Source organism: Mycobacterium riyadhense (genome assembly GCF_963853645.1).
Lineage (GTDB): Bacteria > Actinomycetota > Actinomycetes > Mycobacteriales > Mycobacteriaceae > Mycobacterium > Mycobacterium riyadhense.
The window spans coordinates 443,928-460,147 of the sequence record NZ_OY970456.1; the positions used below are offsets into that span (position 1 = coordinate 443,928).

Here is a 16,220-nt window from a genome sequence, read left to right on the forward strand (position 1 = left end):
CGCCCTAGCTACTCGACGGTGTAGCCCATCGGCATCAGCACGCTCTTCTGCTGGGTGAAGTGCTCGACGCCTTCGGGCCCGTTCTCCCGGCCGATGCCCGAGTTCTTGTAACCACCGAACGGACAGCAGGGATCAAAGGCATACCAGTTGATCGCGTACGTTCCGGTGCGGATCTTCTCCGAGATCTCGATACCTTTAGGGATATCGCTGGTCCACACGCTGCCGGCCAGGCCGTACACCGAGTCGTTGGCGAGCTTGATCGCGTCCTCCTCGGTGTCGTAGGGGATGATGGCCAGCACCGGCCCGAAGATCTCCTCCTGGGCGATCGTCATCTTGTTGTCCACGTCGGCAAAGACGGTGGGTTGCACGAAGAATCCGTTGTCCAGCCCCTCGGGACGCCCGCCGCCACACACCAGCCGGGCGCCTTCCTCGATGCCCTTGGCGATGTAGCCCTCGACCCGCGCGCGCTGTTTCTCCGAAATCAGCGACCCGACCTGGGCGGCCGGGTCGGACGGCAGCCCGACCGGTAGGGCCTGCACGAAAGCGCTAACCGCGTCCACGATTTCGTCGTAGCGCGAGCGCGGTGCCAGGATACGGGTCTGGCCTACACAGGCTTGCCCGGTGTTCATGATCCCGGAAAACACCATCATCGGGATCGCGGAGGCCAAGTCGACGTCCTCGAGGACGATGGCCGCCGATTTCCCGCCGAGCTCAAGCGTGCAAGGCTTGAGCATCTCCGCGGCGCGCCGGCCGATCTCCTTGCCCACGGCCGAGCTGCCGGTGAAGGTGAACAGGTCAACGTCCCGGTTGGATGTCAGCGCCTGCCCCGTCTCGACCCCGCCGGGCACTACCGACAGCACGCCTTCGGGCAGCCCGGCCTCGGCGAATACTTCCGCCAAAGCGTTTGCGGTCAAAGGCGTTTCGGCGGCGGGCTTCAGCACCACCGTGCAGCCGGCCAGCAGCGCGGGGCCCAGCTTGTTGATCGCCAGGAACAGCGGCACATTCCATGCCACGATCGCGCCCACCACGCCGATCGGCTCACGATGGACGATGGTCTGCCCATACGAGCCGTTGCGTACCTCCCGCCACTTGACCTGGTCGACGGCGGGGCCGGCGAAGAAGTTCATCGCCCCCATCGAACCCATCCAATGCATCGTTTCGATGGTGGTCGGTGGCTGGCCGGTCTCCGCGGCGAGCAGCTTGGCGAACTGTTCCTTGCGCTCCTCTAGCAATTTGAGCGCCCCGGCGATGACGGCCGCGCGCTCCTTCGGTGGCGTCGAGGGCCAGGGGCCGTTGTCGAATGCTTCGCGGGCCGCGGCGACCGCGGCGTCAACGTCGGCCGTCGCCGCCAGTGGCACCTTGCCGACGTAGTCGCCGGTGGCCGGGCAGTGCACCTCGATGACTTGGTCGGTCGACGGCTCGGTCCACTTGCCGCCGATGAAAAGCTTGTCGTACTCCGTTGTAGCGTCGGTCATGTGCGCCACTCCTCCTCATCGCTCCGCTCTGCATCGTCGCCGGCGGTCATGGCGCCACCCTACCCAAGCTGAAGCAAAACGAGAACATGTTCCATTACCGGGGCTGGAGCACCAGCACCAGATTGCTCACCAGGAACTCGCGCAGCACCGGCAGGGAGGTCAGCCCCCACGCCCATCGTGGGTGGTAGCGGGGAAATGCGGCTATCGCCGCGCCGGTGCTGGCGGCCCAGCTCAGACCGTCGGCCGCCGAAACTGCAAACAACGACGATCCGTAGTTGTTTTTTGCCGGATGACCGTGTTTGCGGGCGTACCGGGCGGCGGCACGGGCGCCACCGAGGTAATGGCTCAGGCCCATCTCGTGCCCACCGAATGGGCCCAGCCAGACTGTGTAGGACAGCACTGCCAGGCCTCCCGGCTTGGTAACTCGCAGCATCTCGTTGCCGAGTTGCCAGGGCCGCGGCACGTGCTCGGCAACGTTGGATGACAGGCAGATGTCCACGGAGTCGTCGGCGAAGGGCAGCGCCAAGCCCGAAGCCCGGACGAACGTGGCCGGCTCATGAACGAAACCTCCAGCGGCCGAGTGCATTTCATTAGGGTCCGGTTCGACGCCGATGTAGCGGACTCTCGCGTCGGCGAATGCCGAGGCAAAGTATCCGGGTCCGCCACCGACGTCGAGCAGGGTGCGGTCCACTGGCGGCTCGCCGTGGCTGGCCAGCCACAGGTCGCCAATCATCGCCGCCGTGTCGGCCGCCAGCGCGCGGTAGAAGCGGGCCGGGTCCGGCTGCTCGTATCGGAACTCTGACAACAGCCACAGCGAGCGTCGCAGTGTTGCGTGGCGCGCGAAAATGTCGGCTACCGTCACGTGTGGCCCCCTAAGGACACGTGCCATCACTCCGATCGACTGGTCGCATTGGCCACATTTGCCACATCAGTCCCTGCGTCGGGAGGCACCCGAATTGCCCACCTCATAGCGACACTGCGCCCTTAACGTATCTGTGTCGCTACGAGGTGGGCACAACGAATGTCCTAACCGTCAGAGATCAGTGTGGCGCATGTGACTAAATCCCGTGCGCAGGTCGGCGATCCGGCGGCCCAGCTCGCCCCGCACCGGCCCAGGATATGCTGGCGACCGATGTCTGCCCTGCGCTCCGTCCTCTTGCTGTGCTGGCGCGACACGGGCCACCCTCAGGGCGGTGGCAGCGAAACCTACTTGCAGCGCATCGGCGCCCAGCTTGCGGCATCAGGCATTGACGTCACGCTGCGCACCGCCCGTTACCCTGGCGCTCCGCGCCGCGAAGTGGTCGACGGTATTCGGATCAGCCGTGCCGGCGGGCGCTACTCGGTATACATCTGGGCAATGCTGGCGATGGCCCTGGCGAAATTACGTCTTGGACCGCTGCGCCGAGTCCGCCCTGACATTGTCGTCGATACCCAGAACGGCCTGCCGTTTCTTGCCCGGCTTCTGTACCGCCGGCGCGCGGTTGTGCTGGTGCACCACTGCCACCGCGAGCAGTGGCCGGTGGCCGGTCCGGTGATTTCCAAGCTGGGCTGGTACGTCGAGTCAACGCTGTCGCCGTGGCTGCACCGGCGCAACCAGTACGTAACGGTGTCGCTGCCGTCGGCAAGGGATCTGATCGCTCTCGGTGTGGACCACGAGCGGATCGCGCTGGTACGCAACGGCCTCGACGAGGCGCCGGTAGCATCCTTGTCTGCACCCCGCGCGGACGTACCGCGCGTCGTGGTGCTGTCCCGACTGGTGCCGCACAAGCAGATTGAGGACGCGCTCGATGCCGTCGCGCAGCTGCGGCCGCAAATCCCGGGTTTGCATCTCGACATCGTGGGCGGCGGGTGGTGGCGGCAGCGGCTCGTTGACCACGTGCACCGGCTTGGTATTTCGGACGCCGTGACCTTCCATGGCCATGTCGACGATGTGACGAAACACCATGTGCTGCAATGCTCGTGGGTACACGTGCTGCCGTCCCGCAAGGAGGGGTGGGGTCTCGCGGTGGTCGAGGCGGCCCAGCATCAAGTGCCTACCATCGGCTACCGTACCTCGGGCGGCCTGTCCGACTCGATCATCGACGGGGTGACCGGCGTGTTGGTTGACAGCCGCACCGAGCTGGTGGATCGACTCGAACAGCTGCTATCCGACCCGGTGCTGCGTGATCAGCTTGGCGCCAAGGCTCGAGCACGCAGCATCGAATTCTCGTGGCGACAAAGCGCCGACGCGATGCGCACAGTGCTGGAGGCGGCGCAAGCCGGCGAGTTCGTCAGCGGCGTGATCTGAACACCGCGCACCGCGAGATCGAACCGCCGAACGCTCCGACGACCAGCAACGCCAGCCAGGCCAGGTGCGCGAGCACCACCGCGCGCAAGTGGGCGGCAGGTGCACCGGCGGTCTGGCCCCCAATCCGGTAGAGAGCGATTTCGTCGTCACGATAGGTCGGGGTCAGCTCGGCAACGGTGCGCGTGGCGGCACCCATGTCGCCGGCGCTATCGGATTCGACAACCAGCCAGCTCACGCCGGCCGAGGCCAGTGCCGACGGATCGGGCCCGGTCAGCAGCAACTTCTGTACCGATCGGGCATGTGCGCCCTCGCCGGGAACGGTGACACCGGAAATGACTAGGTCACCGGTGGCCAGCACGTCGGCGCGCACCCAACGGGGCAGCGGATCGAGTACGGGAGCCGGGCCGGACCAGGAAAAGCGGCGCATGGTGCCGGCGGGCAGCACCGCGACGGTCTCGGGTGCGGCGTTGATCGCCGACGCCACCGCAGCCCACCCGGACGGGTACCGCACCGGCGCGACCTTGCCCGCAACGCCCCACGCCAAATCGGGTAACGCCAGGATCAGCGCCAGGCAGCAGACCAACGCCGTCACCGCCGTAGCCAGCCATCGTTGCAGCGTCACCACCACGCCCGCGGCGGCCAGCGCGTATCCGGGCATCGCCAGTGCGACCCACTTCTGGGCATCGCGCAGCACCCCCAAGCCCGGCGCGGCCTCAACCGCCGCACGCAGCGCATGCAGGCCCGGGTCGGTCGCCAATACCGTGGGCACCAGCACCGACATCGCCGCCAGCACCAATAACGGCACCACGGACGGCCGGCGCACCACTGCCGGTAACCCGGCCGCCACCACACCGAGCAACACCACGGCCGACGACAACGCGAAAAGCGTTGTCCGCGAACCGGGTACGGCTTCACCGTTCCAGATGCCGCCAAGGCTGGCCAAACTGACGAATGTGCCCAAGCCTGGCTCGGCGCGAGGTGCGAACGCGGTAACTCCCAGCAGGTTCGCCGGCGTATGGCTGGTCAACGACGAGCCCAGCACCGACGCCGTCAGCCAAGGCAGCGCGCCGACCGTCGCAAAGCCCAATCCCGTTGCGGCGCATAGCCAACGCGGCCGGCCCGCACCGGGTGCGAAAACGCATACCAGCGCAACGGTTGCGGCCAGCATCAACCCGGTGGGGGTCAGCCCGGCCAGCGCGATCCAGAAGGCTAGTTCAAATAACCGTCCGGCTCCACCGGACGAACGCAGCCCGAGCATCGCCGTCGCAACCCACGGCAGACAGCCATACCCGACCAACAGACTCCAATGGCCCTGCAGCAGCCGTTCAGCGACATAGGGATTCCAGACGGTCAGCGTGCTCGCGACAAACTGTCCACCGACCCCCGCCTCCGGCAGCGCCGTGGCGACCAGCACGGCCGCGCCCCACCCTGCCAACCACAGACCCAGGATCAGCAGCGCCTTCACCACGATTCCGCCGTCGACCAGCCGCGAGGCCAGCGCTATCGCAAAATCCTGCGGCGTGGCACGCGGCGCTGCCGACAACCCAAGGGCACTTTCGGACAGGTACGACCGGGGGGTGGACACCGCATCGCGTAGCAGCAAGTACCCAGGCTTTAGCAGCGGGGCAACAACCAACAGCGCCAACCCCAACGCGTACCCCGGCCGGGCCACGCTGGCCCGCATCGAGCTAGGCCCGTTCGGGCGGAGGTTCTGGGGGTCCCGACTCCGCCTGCGGCTTCGACTCCGGCGGCGGATCGGCGCTGGGCGAACCCGGCTCCTTCGGCGCATCCGGGCGCTGTGTAGGCAGCTTCTCGGTCTCGGCTTCGGCCCCAGGTACCGGTGGCTCCAGCCCCGCTCGTCGGAGGAAATCGGTGTCGTCGCGGTCCAGGCCGGGGTCGGTCAATGCGCTCTCGGTTCGCAGGCTGAACGAGGCGAGCACTGCGCCGCCGACCAGCGCGATCAAGCCGGTCGCGGTGAACGTGATCGGCAGTACCCGCGACCACAGCGCCAGCCGGTCGCGTTCGTCGCGAGCCGCGTTGACTTGGGATTCGATCGTCTCTTCGGTGGAGGTGACCTTGTAGTCGGCCAGCGTCACCTCGGGCTTGAGTGCATCGCGGGCGAAATAGTGATTGGCGTGTTCGGTTTCCTTGACGATCGTGCCGGACACCGGATCCACCCAGAAGGTCCGCTGCGCGGCGTAATAGCGGGTCATGGTGATCTGCTCGTTCGGCTCACCGGGAACTCCCCACATCGCCGCCGAGGTGGTGACCTTGCCGTCCTCATCCCCGGCGTACAGCGACGGGTACCGGATGGGAGCCACCAACTTGCCCTCGGAGTTGTAGCCGACGGTCTGGGAGAACCGGTACGTGGTTAGGCCGTTGACGTCCTCTTCACCTTCATAGTTGGCGTCAAACGCCTTCTGGGCGATCGGGTCGAAATACGGATACGACTTCTTCTCGGTGTGGAACGGGAAGCGGTAGGCCAGCCCGTCGTGTCGCAACGGGATTGCGGTCGGTGGGCTCTCGTCGTTGAGGCCGCGGGGTTTCTGCACAGCGCCGCCGGTGTGCGTATCGTCCGAAACGGCCATCGCCGTCTTCCGGTTAAGGGTGACGGTGTCGACGATTGCCAGCAGCAGGCCGGTGTCCTTCTGCTTATCGGTGCGCCGGACCGAGGTTCCCACCTGCAGCGTTACCACGTCGGCGTTGGCGGGGGACTCGACACTGAACTGCTGCTGCGACACCAGCGGCACGTTCTGGTTGGTGACGACGTGATCACCGGACAGCGACGCCGAGTCAAGTGCCGATCCGGTGCCCTCGCTGATCAGCGTGGCGTCGATATCAAGCGGGATTTTGGTGATCCTGCTGCTGGTATAGGTCGATAGCAGCAGCGCGGCGATCAGCAGGGCGGCTCCGAGCCCGATCGTTCCGCATGCGGCGAATCGCAACATGACTGCTCGGTTCACCTGCGCCGCTCCTCCTCATCGCTTCGCTCTGCATCGTCGCCGGCGGGGGTCACGTGCGCCGCTCCTCTTCATCGCTTCGCTCTGCATCGTCGCCGGCGGGGGTCACGTTGCTCCGACCTGACCAAGCAGTGTGGCAGAACCCGTTTGACCCTAACAGCAGAACGTAGCGGCCTGACGGATGAACCTTTCGGGTGTACCCAATTCGGCTGACCACGCATGCCAGGCAAACTGTGATCGTGACCGACGCCCAGCAGGTTGGTGGTACTCGCAGCTTCTTGCCCGCAGTAGAGGGCATGCGCGCCTGCGCGGCTATGGGTGTGGTGGTCACACACGTCGCGTTCCAGACCGGGCACTCCAGCGGTGTGACGGGCCGGCTGTTCGGCCGCTTCGATCTAGCCGTGGCAGTGTTCTTTGCGTTGTCGGGTTTCCTGTTGTGGCGCGGACACGCCGCGGCGGCACGAGGGTTGGGGACACGTCCGCGGACCGGCCACTATTTGCGCTCGCGGGTGGTTCGGATCATGCCCGCCTATCTCGCGGCGGTCGTCGTGATCCTCAGCTTGTTGCCCGATGCCGACCACGCCAGCTTGACCGTGTGGTTGGCGAACCTGACGCTCACTCAGATCTACGTGCCGCTGACGCTGACCGCCGGCCTGACCCAGATGTGGAGCCTGTCCGTTGAGGTCAGCTTCTACCTGGCGCTGCCGGTTTTCGCGTTGCTGGCCCGACGGCTCCCGGTGCCCGCCCGCGTACCGGCGATCGCCGCCGTGGGCGCCCTCAGCTGGGCTTGGGCCTGGATCCCGCTGCACGGCGGCTCGGGAGCCAACCCGATGACCTGGCCACCGGCATTCTTCTCCTGGTTCGCCGCGGGAATGTTGTTGGCGGAGTGGGCTTATCACCCGATTGGACGGCCGCACCGGTGGGCGCGCCGCCGGGCGCCGATGGCAATCATCGCGGTATTGGCCTATCTAGTGGCGGCCTCGCCGGTGGCCGGTCCGGCGGGCCTGGTCCAGGGCACGTCTGCGCAGTTCGCGGTGAAGACCGCGATGGGTGCGCTGCTGGCGTTGGCGCTGGTGGCGCCGCTGGTGCTGGATCGGCCCGATACACCGCACCGCCTGCTGGGCGGCACCGGCATGGTGACGCTGGGGCGCTGGTCCTATGGCCTGTTCATCTGGCACTTGGCCGCGCTTGACATGGTGTTCCCGGTGGTCGGCATCTTCCCGTTTACCGGGCACATGCCGGCGGTGTTGGTGTTTACGCTGATCTTCGGCTGGGCGATTGCCGCGGTGAGCTATGCGCTTGTCGAGTCGCCCTGCCGGGAAGCGTTGCGCGACTGGGAACGTCGCAAGAAGCCGGCCGAGCTGCGAAGCGCGGATCGGGAAGCCGACGCGATCGCGCCGTGACAGTTAATAGCCGCCCTGGCGCTCGAAGATCCGCCGCGGGTTGTCCACGAGCATCGTCTGCACCTGCTCGTCGGTCACACCGCGCTGCTTCAACGCGGGGATCACATCGTTGTGGATGTGCAGGTAATGCCAATTTGGGGTGACCACCGGCACCAGCGCCTCGGGCAGCGCATCGAAGTAGCAGTTGGCGTCGTGTGAGAGCACCATTTTGTCGGCGTGCCCGCGTTCGCACATCTGGGCCACGATGTTCACCCGGTCCTCGAACGGTGAGATCACGTCGACGCCGAACCGATCCATCCCGAGGTAGGAGCCGGCGGCGATGAGTTCTTCCAGGTAGCCGACGTCGGTGCTGTCGCCGGAATGGCCGATAATCACCCGGCTCAGGTCGACGCCCTCCTCTTCGAAGATGCGCTGCTGTTCGAGCCCGCGCCGCAACCCCGCGTGGGTGTGCGTGGAGATCGGCACCCCGGTGCGTTTGTGCGCCTGGGCAACGGCGCGCAGCACCCGCTCGACGCCGGGCGTGACGCCGGGCTCGTCGGTGGCGCACTTCAGGATGGCAGCCTTAATGCCGGTGTCCGCGATGCCCTGCTCGATGTCGCGGACGAACATGTCGGTCATGATCTCCGGGCCGTCGAGCATCCCGCCCGGGCCCATGAAGTGGAAGCAGAACGGCACGTCGTTGTAGGTGTACAAGCCGGTCGCAACGACGATGTTGAGCTCGGTTTGCGCCGCGACCTGGGCGATGCGCGGAATATAGCGGCCGAGCCCGATCACGGTGAGGTCGACGATGGTGTCCACGCCCCGGGCCTTCAATTCGTTGAGCCGGGTGATCGCGTCAGCCACCCGCTTTTCCTCATCACCCCAGCCTTCGGGATAGTTCTGTGCGATCTCGGTGGTCATGATGAACACGTGCTCGTGCATGAGCGTGACACCGAGATCGGCGGTATCGATGGTTCCGCGAGCGGTATTTAGTTCTGACACAAAACCGATGCTAGGACCCAGCGGCGGTCGGCCAACAGTGCATTTTCAACAGCTGGTGCCACGAGTGCCGTGCTATGCAGTACCGTCTACCCGTCCTTATCGCGTCCTTGTATAGACCCCGCGGAGCCCCTCATGCTGCTCAATCCCAACAACCTGCAACGCATGTACCCCGACAAGCGGTCAGCGGAGATCATGCAGGCGACCGTGGACTTCTTCGAGTCTCGTGGCAAGGCAAAGCTCAAGCACGACGACCACGAGCGGACCTGGTACTCCGACTTTCTCGACCATGTTGGCCGGGAGCGCATCTTTGCCTCGCTGCTGACGCCCGCAAAGTATGGCGCCGACGATTGCCGCTGGGACACCTATCGGATCAGCGAGTTCGCCGAGATCGTCGGCTTCTACGGGTTGAGCTACTGGTACCCGTTTCAGGTGACAGCTCTTGGTTTGGGACCGATCTGGATGAGCGACAACGAGGACGCCAAGCGCAAGGCCGCCGCACAGCTGGAACACGGCGAGGTGTTCGCGTTCGGCCTTTCGGAGCAGGCCCACGGCGCCGACGTCTACAAGACCGATCTGATCCTGACCCCGTCGGAGCACGGCTGGGTCGCCAATGGCGAGAAGTACTACATCGGCAACGCAAACGCTGCCCGGACGGTGTCGACCTTCGGCAAGATCGAGGGCACTTCAAAAGACCCGGAGTACGTGTTCTTCGCCGCTGACTCGCAGCACGACCGCTATGAGCTGAAGAAGAACGTGGTGAATTCGCAGAACTACGTCGCGAACTACGCCCTGCACGACTACCCGGTCACCGAGGCGGACATCCTGCACCGTGGCCCCGGGGCCTTCCACGCCGCCCTCAACACGGTCAACGTTTGCAAGTACAACCTGGGCTGGGGCGCTATCGGCATGTGCACCCACGCCTTCTATGAGTCGATCACCCACGCGGCCAACCGTCACCTATACGGAACCGTGGTGACCGATTTCAGCCACGTGCGGCGCCTGCTTACCGACGCCTATGTCCGGCTGATCGCCATGAAGTTGGTCGCCACGCGGGCCAGCGACTACATGCGCAGCGCGTCGGCGAACGACCGCCGCTATCTGCTTTACAGCCCGCTCACCAAGGCCAAGGTCACCAGCGAAGGTGAGCGAGTCATCACCGCCCTGTGGGATGTCATTGCGGCCAAGGGCGTGGAGAAGGACACCTTCTTCGAGACGGTGGCCCGCGAGATTGGCCTGCTGCCGCGGCTGGAAGGCACCGTGCACATCAACATCGGGCTGCTGGGCAAGTTCATGCCCAACTACCTGTTCGCGCCTGACGCCGAGCTGCCCCTGATCCCTCGCCGCGATGACGCTGCCGACGACGAATTCCTGTTCGCCCAGGGACCCACCGGGGGTCTGGGCAAGGTACGTTTCCACGACTGGCGCGTCTCGTTCGACAGCTACGGACACCTGCCTAATGTCGCGCTGCTGCGCGAGCAGGCCGACGTGCTCACCGAGATGCTAGCGAGCGCAACCCCGGACGCGGTGCAGCAGAAGGACATCGACTTTGCGTTTGGCGTCGGGCAACTGTTCGCGACGGTGCCCTACGCGCAGCTGATCCTGGAGGAGGCCGCGCTGTCGGGTGTGGACGAGGCGTTGATCGACGAGATCTTTGGCCTGCTCGTCCGGGACTTCAACAGCTACGCGGTTGAGCTGAACGACAAGTCCGCCACGACCGATGAACAGGCCCGGTTTGCGCTGCGGATGATCCGCCGTCCGGCTCACGACCGGGCGCGCTACGACCAGATCTGGAAGGACCACGTCCTGCCCCTCAACGGCGCCTACGAGATGCGTCCGTAGGCACGTTAAGCCAACGTTAAGCCTCCCCGACGAATATTCCGAAACTCCCGGCGTGACAGCAGCAACGGCGCGGCCGGCGACAGCGACAATTCCGGCTAAACCGCGCCTTGACTGTGAGCTACCTCACAGTAGAATGACCAGTGGTCATTAACGTGGGGAGGGCAAATGCCGACGGTGACTTGGGCGCGTGTCGATCCGGCTCGTCGGGCGGCCATTGTGGAAGCCGCCGAGGCCGAATTCGGTGCTCACGGATTCTCCAACGGCAGTCTGAATGTCATCGCCCGGCGCGCGCGCGTGGCCAAAGGCAGCCTGTTCCAGTACTTCGCGGACAAGCGTGACCTGTACGCCTATATCACCGACATAGCTAGCCAGCGGGTGCGCTCCTATATGGAAGACCTCATCTTCGAGCTCGACCCGAGCCGGCCCTTCTTCGAGTTTCTCACCGAGCTCCTCGACGGCTGGGTCGCCTACTACGCCGAGCATCCCCGAGAACGCGCGCTGCACGCCGCGGCGTCGCTGGAGGTTGACACCGAGGCTCGCATCAGCGTACGCAGCGTCATCCACCGTCATTACCTGGAAGTACTGCGGCCGCTGGTGCGCGATGCCCAGACGCGCGGCGACCTGCGGGCCGACTCCGACACCGACGCGTTGCTGTCGCTGCTGTTGATGATCTTTCCGCACCTGGCACTGGCGCCCTACATGCGCGGCTTGGATCCGATTCTCGGGCTCGACGAGCCCACACCGGAGCAGCCGGCGCTGGCCGTGCGCAGGCTCGTCGCGGTGCTGGCGGCGGCTTTCTCCCCACTACCAGCCCCAATACGATCCGAGGAGGTCACATGACACGGACACATTCCGGCTCGCTCGCCGCGGGCGGGCTCAATTGGAACAGCTTGCCGCTGAAGCTATTTGCCGGCGGCAACGCGAAATTCTGGAACCCCGCCGATATCGACTTCTCGCGCGACCGCGCGGACTGGGAGAAGCTGACGGACGTCGAACGCAACTACGTCACGCGGCTATGCGCCCAGTTCATCGCCGGCGAGGAAGCGGTGACCGAGGACATCCAGCCCTTCATGTCGGCGATGCGGGCCGAGGGCCGGTTGGGTGACGAGATGTATCTGACGCAGTTCGCGTTCGAGGAGGCCAAGCACACGCAGGTATTCCGGATGTGGCTCGACGCCGTCGGTATGACCGAGGATCTGCACGGCTACCTCGACGGCCTGCCCTCTTATCGCCGGATTTTCTACGACGAGTTGCCGGACTGCCTCAACGCTTTGACGGACGACCCGTCACCGGCCGCCCAGGTAAGGGCATCGGTCACCTACAACCACATCGTCGAAGGCATGTTGGCGCTGACCGGCTACTACGCGTGGCACAAGGTCTGCGTGGAACGCAGCATTTTGCCCGGCATGCAGGAGCTGATCCGGCATATCGGCGACGACGAGCGGCGTCACATGGCGTGGGGCACCTTTACCTGCCGGCGCCACGTGGCCGCCGACGACGCCAATTGGACGGTCTTCGAAGCCCGCATGAACGAGCTCATCCCGTTGGCACTGAGCCTCACTCAGGAAGGCTTCGCTCTCTATGAGGACCCGAAGCCTTTCGACCTGCAACTGGACGAGTTCATGCAGTACTCCACCGATAAAGGCATGCGGCGGTTCGGAACGATCAGCAGTGCCCGCGGCCGTCCGCTCGGCGAAATCGACGTCGACTACTCGCCTTTGCAGCTGGAGGACACCTTCGCCGACGAAGACCAGCGCACCCTGGCCGGCGTTTAGTGGCGAGCAGACGCAAAGGCCCCCAAAACCAACGGTTTTGGGGGCTTTTTGCGTCTGCTCGCGCGGGATCGTTACCCGATCCACACCGTCTTGACGTTGCAGAACTCGCGGATCCCGTGTGCTGCGAGCTCCCGGCCGTAACCAGACCGCTTGGCGCCGCCGAACGGCAGCTCCGGATAGGAGATCGTCATCCCGTTGATGAAGACCTGCCCGGCCACGATGTCGTCGATGAAGCGCTGTTGCTCGGCCTCGTCCTGCGTCCAGGCGTTGGATCCCAAACCAAAGGTCGTGGCGTTGGCGATCTCGATGGCCTCGTCGATGTTTTCGGCACGGAACACCGAAGCGACCGGGCCGAACACCTCCTCGGTGTAGAGAGCCATGTCCTTCGTGATGTCGGTGATCACCGTCGGCGGGTAGAACCACCCCGGTCCGTCGGGGCGTTTGCCGCCGCAGCGGATGACCGCGCCCGCGGCGACAGCGTCCTCGACCTGCTTGGCCACCTCGTCGCGGCCCTGCTCGGTGGCAAGCGGGCCGACATCGGTCTGCGGGTCGGTCGGATCTCCAACCTGTAGACCTCGCATCCGCTCAACGAACTTGTCGACGAACTCGTCGTAGATGTCGGAATGTGCGATGAACCGCTTTGCGGCGATGCAGGATTGGCCGTTGTTCTGCACCCTGCCGGTAACCGCAGTTTGGACCGCAGCGTCGAGATCCGCGGATGGCATCACGATGAACGGATCGCTGCCGCCGAGCTCGAGCACGGTGGGTTTGATCTCGTCGCCGGCGATGGCGCCTACGGACTGGCCGGCCGGTTCGCTGCCGGTGAGGGTGGCCGCGGCGACGCGGGGATCGCGCAGGATTCGTTCGACGGCACCGGAGGGGACCAGCAGAGTCTGGAAGCAGCCGTCCGGGAAGCCGCCGCGGGAAATGACGTCGGCGAGATACAACGCGCACTGCGGCACGTTCGATGCGTGCTTGAGGATACCGACGTTGCCCGCCATCAGCGCCGGCGCGGCGAACCGGACGGCCTGCCAGAGTGGAAAATTCCATGGCATCACGGCCAGTACGACGCCGAGCGGCTGATACCGCGCGTACGCCTTGGATGCGTTAACTTTTGCGGCGTCGGCGGGCTCGTCGGCCAGCAGCGCTTCGGCGTTCTCGGCATAGTAGCGAAAACCCTTGGCGCACTTGAGTGCCTCCGCCTTGGCCGAGGCCAGGGTCTTGCCCATCTCGAGGGTCATCATGGCGGCGGTCTCTTCGGCCTCGGCCTCCAGCAGGTCGGCGACGGCATTGGCCCACTGGGCGCGCTCTGCGAAGCTGGTGTGGCGGTAGTCGGCGAACCGCTGGTGGGCGCGGGCTATTGCCGCCTCGACTTGGTCGTCGGTTGCCGGGGTGAAGGTCTTGACTGTCTCGCCGGTGGCCGGGTTGATAGTGGCGATTGGCACGCTGACCATCCTTCGTCTGGGTTGGCTTGTGAGATGTCTGCGTATCCAGCCTGCCACTATCGTGGCCAGAGGGAGGTGCCCGGATGAGTACAGCCGCTCAGCTGATGGTCAAGTGCCTGGAAAACGAGGGGGTGACGGTCGTCTTCGGGATACCCGGCGAGGAAAACATTCGTTTCATCCAGGCATTGGCGGCATCCGACATTCGGTACGTGCTCACCCGGCACGAACAGGCCGCGGCGTTCATGGCCGAGATGTATGGGCGGGTCACCGGCCGCGCGGCCGTGGTCTCGGCCACCTTGGGCCCGGGCGCGATCAACATGCAGCTCGGGGTCGCCGATGCCACCACCAACAGCACCCCGATGGTCGCGATCTCGGCGCAGGTCGGCCAGGACCGTCAGTACAAGGAGTCTCATCAGTACGTCGATCTGGTGTCGATGTTCGCTCCAATCACCCGCTGGGCCGCTGGCATCCCCACCGCGCGCGCCATACCGGAGATGTTCCGTAAGGCGTTCAAGGTCGCCGAAACCGAACGCCCGGCTGCGGTCTATCTCGCCGTCCCCGAGCACATAGACGCAGACGCTGCCGACTACGACCTGACACCGTTGCCGCGCAACGTCGTTCGGGCCGATGCGCCGGCACCACGTCAGGTGACACGCGCCGTCGACATCCTGCGCCGCGCGAAGCGGCCGGTAATCCTAGCCGGGCATGGCGCCGCCCGCGGTAACGCCACCGCGGCGTTGATCAGGTTCTCCGAGGAGCTCGGTGTCCAGGTCGCCAACAGCTTCCACGGCAAGGGCGTCATGCCCGACGATCATCCCAACAGCATTGGGACGCTGGGATTTATGCGGCATGACTATGTGAACTTCGGATTCGACAACGCCGACGTCGTCATCGCGGTCGGCTATGAGCTGCAGGAATTCGATCCGGTGCGGATCAACCCGAGTGGTGACAAGGAGATCATTCACATCCACCGCTTCCCCGCCGAGGTCGACGCGCACTATTCGGTGAGCGTCGGCATAATCGGCGAGATCAGCGACTCGCTGAATGCGGTTGCTGACGCGCTGGCCGGCCACCGCTTCCACGACACCTGCGAGGCTCCCGGATCTGGCTTGCTGGCTGAGGAATTCGCCCGAGGGCAACAGGATTCGCGGTTCCCGTTGGCGCCGCAACGAGTGGTCGCCGACATCCGGGCCGCGCTGGGACGCTGCGACGTCGTACTGGTCGACACCGGCGCCACCAAGATGTGGATGGCCAGGCTTTATCCGACGTACGAGCCCAACACCTGTTTGGTCTCAAACGGTCTGTCTGCCATGGGGTTTGCGTTGCCTGGTGCACTTGGGGTCAAGTTGGCCCGCCCGGAGGTTAAGGTGCTGGCTGTGGTGGGCGACGGCGCGTTCATGATGAACTCCCAAGAGATCGAAACCGCTGTCCGGGAACGTATCCCATTGGTGGTCCTGATTTGGGACGACGGCGGGTATGGCCTCATCGAATGGAAAATGGACCTCGAACTCGGCGAGCACCACTACGTTTCGTTCGACAATCCGGACGTGGTGAGTTACGCGGAAAGCTTCGGCGCCAAGGGTTATCGGATCACTAGCGCCGACGAATTGTTGCCGACGCTCAAGGCGGCCCTTGACGACGACGGCGTGACGCTGATTTCCTGCCCGGTCGACTATTCGGAGAACCTGCGGCTGACCGACCGGTTGGGCGAGCTGGATGAGACGCTGTAAGCACTTCTGTCACTTGGGTATCGCCAGAGAGCGTATCGACTTTTTGCCCACCTCAAAGCGACAGTCCGCTTGTTTGTCGCTCAACTGCACCACAGCGATTAACCTGCCGGTCACGTTACGACACCCGGCACGGACTGCTCGATCGGCTGGCCATGTGTCCCTGAACTTTGTGCCGGTATGTATCAACGTCGCCAAACTCCGGCATGTATGGCCGTCGCCAGTAGAGGGCAAGCGGATTGGCGTTGGAGATCGGGTTCTGACTTGCTGATGCCGTGGTGATGCTCGAAGGCTTCGAGCCGACCGTCGCCCCTCCTCCGCCCCGGGT

12 protein-coding genes are annotated in these 16,220 nt (G+C 65.1%); 6 read left to right on the top strand and 6 right to left on the bottom strand.

Going from position 1 to position 16,220, the window contains the following annotated elements; all coding sequences use genetic code 11:
- Positions 1-8: 8 nt before the first annotated feature.
- Together AADZ78_RS01945 and AADZ78_RS01950 are read right to left on the bottom strand one after the other, a co-directional pair.
- Positions 9-1,475, bottom strand: a complete 1,467-nt coding sequence (locus tag AADZ78_RS01945) for an aldehyde dehydrogenase (protein ID WP_085250084.1) — start codon at positions 1,473-1,475, stop codon at positions 9-11.
- 94 nt (positions 1,476-1,569) lie between these two features.
- Positions 1,570-2,337: a class I SAM-dependent methyltransferase gene (locus AADZ78_RS01950; RefSeq protein ID WP_085250083.1), complete on the bottom strand. Its 768-nt coding sequence runs from the start codon at positions 2,335-2,337 to the stop codon at positions 1,570-1,572.
- Between the two features lie 270 nt (positions 2,338-2,607).
- Here AADZ78_RS01950 and AADZ78_RS01955 point away from each other — a divergent pair, with 270 nt between their 5' ends.
- Positions 2,608-3,762: a glycosyltransferase family 4 protein gene (locus AADZ78_RS01955; RefSeq protein ID WP_085250082.1), complete on the top strand. Its 1,155-nt coding sequence runs from the start codon at positions 2,608-2,610 to the stop codon at positions 3,760-3,762.
- Here AADZ78_RS01955 and AADZ78_RS01960 read toward each other — a convergent pair.
- Together AADZ78_RS01960 and AADZ78_RS01965 are read right to left on the bottom strand one after the other, a co-directional pair.
- Entirely contained in the window at positions 3,746-5,446 is a 1,701-nt protein-coding gene (locus tag AADZ78_RS01960) for a hypothetical protein (RefSeq protein ID WP_085250081.1), read from the bottom strand. The genes AADZ78_RS01955 and AADZ78_RS01960 overlap by 17 nt on opposite strands.
- Before the next feature lie 4 nt (positions 5,447-5,450).
- Positions 5,451-6,725: a DUF3068 domain-containing protein gene (locus tag AADZ78_RS01965; protein ID WP_169726275.1), complete on the bottom strand. Its 1,275-nt coding sequence runs from the start codon at positions 6,723-6,725 to the stop codon at positions 5,451-5,453.
- A 230-nt stretch (positions 6,726-6,955) separates the two neighbouring features.
- Between AADZ78_RS01965 and AADZ78_RS01970 the strand changes: the two genes are divergently transcribed.
- Positions 6,956-8,125, top strand: coding sequence for an acyltransferase family protein (locus AADZ78_RS01970; RefSeq protein ID WP_085250079.1), 1,170 nt, complete (start codon positions 6,956-6,958; stop codon positions 8,123-8,125).
- Positions 8,126-8,128: 3 nt separating this feature from the next.
- Here the strand turns inward: AADZ78_RS01970 and AADZ78_RS01975 are convergent, their stop codons facing one another.
- Positions 8,129-9,106, bottom strand: a complete 978-nt coding sequence (locus tag AADZ78_RS01975) for a phosphotriesterase-related protein (protein WP_085250078.1) — start codon at positions 9,104-9,106, stop codon at positions 8,129-8,131.
- 132 nt (positions 9,107-9,238) lie between these two features.
- On the opposite strand from AADZ78_RS01975, the gene AADZ78_RS01980 reads away from it, so the two are divergent.
- The 3 genes from AADZ78_RS01980 to AADZ78_RS01990 all read left to right on the top strand — a co-directional run bounded on the left by AADZ78_RS01980 (position 9,239) and on the right by AADZ78_RS01990 (position 12,720).
- Positions 9,239-10,945 (top strand): acyl-CoA dehydrogenase family protein, encoded by a 1,707-nt coding sequence (locus AADZ78_RS01980; protein WP_085250077.1) that lies wholly within the window; start codon positions 9,239-9,241, stop codon positions 10,943-10,945.
- 165 nt (positions 10,946-11,110) lie between these two features.
- Positions 11,111-11,785: a TetR/AcrR family transcriptional regulator gene (locus AADZ78_RS01985; protein WP_085250076.1), complete on the top strand. Its 675-nt coding sequence runs from the start codon at positions 11,111-11,113 to the stop codon at positions 11,783-11,785.
- Positions 11,782-12,720 (top strand): R2-like ligand-binding oxidase, encoded by a 939-nt coding sequence (locus AADZ78_RS01990; RefSeq protein WP_085250075.1) that lies wholly within the window; start codon positions 11,782-11,784, stop codon positions 12,718-12,720. Before AADZ78_RS01985 ends, AADZ78_RS01990 begins: the two co-directional genes overlap by 4 nt.
- Before the next feature lie 71 nt (positions 12,721-12,791).
- Here the strand turns inward: AADZ78_RS01990 and AADZ78_RS01995 are convergent, their stop codons facing one another.
- Positions 12,792-14,165, bottom strand: coding sequence for an NADP-dependent succinic semialdehyde dehydrogenase (locus tag AADZ78_RS01995; RefSeq protein WP_085250099.1), 1,374 nt, complete (start codon positions 14,163-14,165; stop codon positions 12,792-12,794).
- 83 nt (positions 14,166-14,248) lie between these two features.
- Here AADZ78_RS01995 and AADZ78_RS02000 point away from each other — a divergent pair, with 83 nt between their 5' ends.
- Complete coding sequence (locus tag AADZ78_RS02000; protein ID WP_085250074.1) at positions 14,249-15,895, top strand: acetolactate synthase large subunit; 1,647 nt, start codon at positions 14,249-14,251, stop codon at positions 15,893-15,895.
- Positions 15,896-16,220: the final 325 nt, after the last annotated feature.

What these genes read in the sequence shown, in the direction of transcription:
- AADZ78_RS01985 (WP_085250076.1), top strand. Translation starts at nt 11,111, where the DNA reads ATGCCGACGGTGACTTGGGCGCGTGTCGATCCGGCTCGTCGGGCGGCC.
- AADZ78_RS02000 (WP_085250074.1), top strand. Translation starts at nt 14,249, where the DNA reads ATGAGTACAGCCGCTCAGCTGATGGTCAAGTGCCTGGAAAACGAGGGG.
- AADZ78_RS01980 (WP_085250077.1), top strand. Translation starts at nt 9,239, where the DNA reads ATGCTGCTCAATCCCAACAACCTGCAACGCATGTACCCCGACAAGCGG.
- AADZ78_RS01990 (WP_085250075.1), top strand. Translation starts at nt 11,782, where the DNA reads ATGACACGGACACATTCCGGCTCGCTCGCCGCGGGCGGGCTCAATTGG.
- AADZ78_RS01955 (WP_085250082.1), top strand. Translation starts at nt 2,608, where the DNA reads ATGTCTGCCCTGCGCTCCGTCCTCTTGCTGTGCTGGCGCGACACGGGC.
- AADZ78_RS01960 (WP_085250081.1), bottom strand. Translation starts at nt 5,446, where the DNA reads ATGCGGGCCAGCGTGGCCCGGCCGGGGTACGCGTTGGGGTTGGCGCTG.
- AADZ78_RS01945 (WP_085250084.1), bottom strand. Translation starts at nt 1,475, where the DNA reads ATGACCGACGCTACAACGGAGTACGACAAGCTTTTCATCGGCGGCAAG.